The organism is Rhizobacter sp., assembly GCF_031412075.1.
Classification (GTDB): domain Bacteria; phylum Pseudomonadota; class Gammaproteobacteria; order Burkholderiales; family Burkholderiaceae_C; genus Rhizobacter.
Map to the genome: position 1 here is coordinate 1 of NZ_JANOCG010000292.1, position 4900 is coordinate 4900.

At 66.8% G+C, this 4900-nt stretch carries 4 protein-coding genes; 2 read left to right on the forward strand and 2 right to left on the reverse strand.

The window, feature by feature from the left end:
- A partial coding sequence (locus RMO40_RS10540; RefSeq protein WP_309720312.1) for an EAL domain-containing protein occupies positions 1–2035 on the forward strand: 2035 nt, incomplete at its 5' end.
- Here RMO40_RS10540 and glmU read toward each other — a convergent pair.
- Positions 2032–3417, reverse strand: a complete 1386-nt coding sequence (gene glmU, locus RMO40_RS10545; RefSeq protein ID WP_309720315.1) for a bifunctional UDP-N-acetylglucosamine diphosphorylase/glucosamine-1-phosphate N-acetyltransferase GlmU — start codon at positions 3415–3417, stop codon at positions 2032–2034. The two genes, RMO40_RS10540 and glmU, sit on opposite strands and share 4 nt — an antisense overlap.
- A 37-nt stretch (positions 3418–3454) precedes the next feature.
- Between glmU and RMO40_RS10550 the strand changes: the two genes are divergently transcribed.
- Entirely contained in the window at positions 3455–4303 is an 849-nt protein-coding gene (locus tag RMO40_RS10550) for a DUF6279 family lipoprotein (protein WP_309720319.1), read from the forward strand.
- A 9-nt stretch (positions 4304–4312) separates the two neighbouring features.
- Here RMO40_RS10550 and RMO40_RS10555 read toward each other — a convergent pair.
- On the reverse strand, positions 4313–4900 hold a 588-nt coding region (locus tag RMO40_RS10555), incomplete at its 5' end, for a DUF4136 domain-containing protein (protein WP_309720323.1).

Genomic DNA, 4900 nt, shown 5'->3' on the forward strand with positions numbered 1-4900 from the left:
CGCCGACCAATTCCAGCTGCTGGCCGACAACGTGCCGGTGCTCATCTCTTCGTTCGAGGCAGGCTCCTTCCGCTGCTTGTTCGCCAACAAGCTGTATGCCCACACCTTCGGCTTCGACGAGCACTCGGTGATTGGCTGCACTTTCGCCGAGATCATCGGCAAAGACGCGTCTGAAGCCATCCAGCCTTATGTGGATTACGTGTTGTTCGAACACAAGGCCACCTCGTATGAACGCGAGCTGCGTGCGCCCGATGGCACACGCCACTGGCTGGAGGTCAACCTCATTCCCCACATCGGGCTCGATGGCACGATGCTCGCGGCCTTCGTGCTCATCACCGACATCACCAAACACCGCCTCGCCGAGCAGTCGGTGCGCGAATCCGAAGAGCGCCTGGGCAAGTTCATGCAGGCCAGCGTCGAAGGCATCCTGTTCCACAAGAGTGGCTACATCACCGACGCCAACCCGCCCCTGTGCGAGCTGGTGGGCTTCACGCTCGACGAATTGCTCGGGCGCTACGTGCTCGACTTCGTGCCCCCCGATCACGTGGGCAAGGTGGCCGCGATCATGGAAGCCGGCGAAGAGACCTCCTACGAAAGCGTGATCCTGCACAAGGACGGGCGCCGCATGCCCATCGAGTTCATCGTGCGCACCATCGAGCGCCACGGCGAGCGCATGCGCATGACCATCGTTCGCGACATCCGCGACCGCCACGCCGCGCAGGCCCACATCCACCACATGGCGCACCACGACGTGCTGACCGGCCTGCCCAACCGCGTGAGCCTGATGGACCACCTGGGCCACATGATCGCGGCCGCGCGGCGCGACGATTCGCAGGTAGCGCTGCTCTTCATCGACCTCGACCACTTCAAGCGGGTCAACGATTCGCTCGGCCACCTGGTCGGCGACACGCTCTTGCAGACGCTCGGGCGGCGCATCACCGAAACCCTGCGCACCACCGACGTGGTGGCCCGTTTCGGCGGCGACGAGTTCATCGTGCTGCTGCCGCGCACGCTGCAACGCATGGACGTCGAAGAGGTTTCGCAAAAGCTGCTTGCGGCCATCGAGGTGCCGGTCAACGTCGATGGGCGGCTGATCTCGGTCACACCGTCGATCGGCGTGTCGATGTTCCCGCACGACGGCGAGACGGCCGACGATTTGATCAAGAACGCCGACACCGCCATGTACCTGGCCAAGTCGCGCGGGCGCGCCAACTTCCAGTTTTTCACCCCCGAGATGGCGAGCTCGGCCTACGCTGCCCTGGTGCTCGAGAGCCAGATGGCGCAGGCCCTGGCGCGCGGTGAGTTCGAGCTCTACTTCCAGCCGCAGGTGCGCTCGCGCGACGGCGTGCTGGTGGGTGCCGAGGCGCTCATCCGCTGGAACCACCCCGAGCGCGGGCTCCTGCTGCCCGACGCTTTCATTCCGCTGGCCGAGCAGCAGCGCCTGATGCTGCCCATCGGCCAATGGGTGCTGCGCGAGTCGGCGCGTTGTGCGCGGCGTTGGCACGCGGCCGGCATGGTCGGCGTGCCGGTGGCGGTCAACCTCTCGACCGTGCAGTTCCAGACCAGCGGCTTCACCGCGCTGATCGAGCAGCTGCTGCGCGAAGAAGGGGTGAGCGGCGACCTGCTCGAATTCGAGCTCACCGAGCGCATGTTGATGGACGACCTGCCCGAGGTGAAGCGCAAGCTCGGTGAACTCAAGGAGATGGGCATCCGCATCTCGGTCGACGACTTCGGCACCGGCTACTCCTCGCTCGCACACCTCAAAGAGCTGCCCATCGACAAGATGAAGATCGACCGCTCTTTCGTGCTGGGCCTGCCGAGCGAGACCGATTCGGCCGCCATCGCGCGTGCCATCGTGCAAATGGCGCGAGGCCTGGGTTTGTCGGTGATCGCCGAAGGTGTGGAGACCGAAGCCCAGCGCAGTTTCCTTGCGCGGCTCGACTGTGATGAGCTGCAAGGCACGCTCATCAGCCCGCCGCTGCCGCTGGCCGACTTCGAGGCCTGGGTCGCCTCGCGCAGCCTGACGGTGGCCTAAGGTTTTTTGACCGGCCGGGCCCAGCCCGAAATCGCCATTTGCTTGCCGCGCGCCACGGCCAGGTCGCCGACGGCCACGTTCTTGCTGATGGTCGAGCCGCCGCCGATGGTGGCGCCGTCGCCCAGGGTCACCGGGGCGATCAGCACGCAGTTGCTGCCCACGTGCACGTCGTTGCCGATCACGGTGCGGTGCTTGTTGGCGCCGTCGTAGTTGGCGGTGATGCTGCCGGCGCCGTAGTTGACGCGCTCGCCCACCGTGGCGTCGCCCAGGTAGGCGAGGTGGTTGGCCTTGGCGCCCTTGGCCAGGGTGGAGTTTTTCACCTCGACGAAGTTGCCGATGTGCACCTCTTCGGCCAGCTCGGCGCCGGGGCGCAGGCGGGCGAAGGGGCCGATCACCGAGCCCGCGCCGACCTTCACGCCCTGCTGGCTTTCGTCACCACCGCCATCGATGTGGGTGAAAGGGTGGATCACCACGTTGTCGGCGATGTGGGCGTTGCGGATCACGCAGCTCGCGCCGATGCGCACGCCGCTGCCGAGATGCACCTGGCCTTCGAAGATGCAGTTGATGTCGATCTCGACGTCGCTGCCGCAGTGCAGCTCGCCGCGCACGTCGAAGCGTGCCGGGTCGGCCAGGCGCACGCCGTCTTCCATGAAGCGCTCGGCCAGAGCGTGCTGGTGGCGGCGCTCCAGGTCGGCCAGTTGCAGCGGGCTGTTGACGCCCAGCACCTCGGCCTCGCCCTTCGGCTGCGCGGCCACCACCGGCGTGCCATCGGCCACCGCGATCGCGACGATGTCGGTCAGGTAGTACTCGCCTTGCACGTTGTCGTTTTTCAACTGGCTCAACCAGCGCTTCAACGCGGCCGTCGGCACGGCCATCATGCCGGTGTAGATCTCGCGGATCTGGCGCTGCTCGGGCGTTGCATCCTTGTGCTCGACGATGGCGCTCACTGCGTCACCTTGCCGCACGATGCGGCCATAACCCGTCGGGTCGTTGAGTTCGATCGTCAGCAGCGCGAGCTTCGTGCCGCCGCAGGCTTCGACCAACGCGCGTGCGGTGTGGGCGGTGATCAGCGGCACGTCGCCGTTGAGGATCAGCGTGGTGCCCTCGGCATGCAGCGCTGGCACGGCCTGCTGCACGGCATGGCCGGTGCCGAGCTGCGGCATCTGGCGCACGAACTGCAGGTGGGGTGCTTGCACCGCGACCTCCACCTGCTCGGCACCGTGGCCGGTGATGGTGACGATGCGATCAGCCCCCAGCTTGCCTGCGGTATCCAGCACATGCTGCAATAGACTGCGCCCAGCCAGCTTGTGCAGCACCTTGGGCAGGCTGGATTTCATGCGGGTGCCTTTGCCCGCGGCCATGATCACGATGTCGAGCGCCATGCAATTTCCTTCCTGGAAGTCCCTGATTATCGTTTCGATGCTGGCGCTGGCGACCCTGCTTTCCGGGTGTGGCGCGGTGCGCTTCGCCTACGGCCAGGGCCCAGACCTCGCGTACTGGTGGCTCGACGGTTACGCCGACTTCAACGACGAGCAGACCCCGCGTGCACGCGACGCGCTCGCGGCCTGGTTTCGCTGGCACCGCGCGACCCAGCTGCCCGACTACGCGCAGTTCCTGCTCACCCTCCAGTCACAGGCCAACGGGCGTGTGACGCCAGCGCAGGTGTGCAGCCTCTACCAGCAAGCCTGGGGCCGCCTCGACCCGATGATCGAGCGGGCCCTGCCCGCCGCGGTGGAGACGGTGCAAAGCCTCACCCTCGCGCAGGTGGCCCACATCGAGCGCAAATACGCCAAGGTCAATGCCGAGTTCCGCAGCGACTACCTGCAGGCCGACCCCGCCGAGCGGCTGGAAAAGTCGGTCGAGCGCGCCGTCAACCGCGCCGAGATGCTCTACGGCAGCCTCGACGACACCCAGCATGCCAACCTGGCGCGCGCCATCGCCGCCTCACCTTTCGACGCCCAGTTGTGGCTGCAAGAGCGCATGCTGCGCCAGCAAGACGTGCTCAAGACACTGCGCCGCCTGGTGAACGAGCGCCCCCCGGCAGAACCGACGCTCGCCGCGATACGCACGCTGGTGGCGAACGCGCAGCGCTCGCCGCGCGAGGCTTACACCCGCTACCAGGCGCGCCTGCATGAGTACAACTGCAAAGTGGCCGCCGAGTTGCACAACAGCACCAGCCGCGAGCAGCGCCTGGTGGCGGTGAAGAAGCTCAAGTCGTGGGAAGAAGACGCACGCGCGCTGGCGGCCGACGCGGCCCGCGCGCCTTGACGGGTTGTGTCAGGGCGGCAGCTGCACGCTGACCCGGCGCGGGTTGATGCCGCTTTGCGGAAAGTCTTTCATCGCCGCCAGGAACAGCCCGCCCATCAGCCGGGTGCCACCCGCTGTCAGGCCGTCGTTCATGGCGCGCGCTTCATACAGCGGCTGGTTGCTCTGCCGGTCGCGGATCAGCACCGCCGCCTCGCGGTCGTAGCGCGGGCTTTCGGCGGACAGGGCAAAACTCGGCCCCCAGAAGGGTCGACCCCAGCGTGAGTAATACACGCCGCCGCGCCACCAGAACGGGTCGTCATACGGTGAGCGATCGGTGCGTGACACACGTGCGCCCACCTGCACCGTCACGTCGGCGGTCTTGATGTCGGCCACCTCGGTGAAACCGGCGGTGGCCAGCGCGGGCCGCACCGCCGCTTCGAGCTCGGCCTGCTCTTGCGGGCGGGCCTGTTGCGAGGGCAGGCGCTCGAAGGCGTAGGTCGTGGGTTTGCGCTCGGTGGGCCACTGGCTGTAAGTGGACACGTCGCTCTCGACGACGTTCAGGTTGGCGCAGCCCGCCAAAGCTGCCACCAGGGCGAGCAGGATCAACGAGGCAAAAGA

Excerpts from the sequence above, each read along its gene's own strand:
- RMO40_RS10550 (WP_309720319.1), top strand. The coding sequence starts at position 3,455 with ATGCTGGCGCTGGCGACCCTGCTTTCCGGGTGTGGCGCGGTGCGCTTC.
- glmU (WP_309720315.1), bottom strand. The coding sequence starts at position 3,417 with ATGGCGCTCGACATCGTGATCATGGCCGCGGGCAAAGGCACCCGCATG.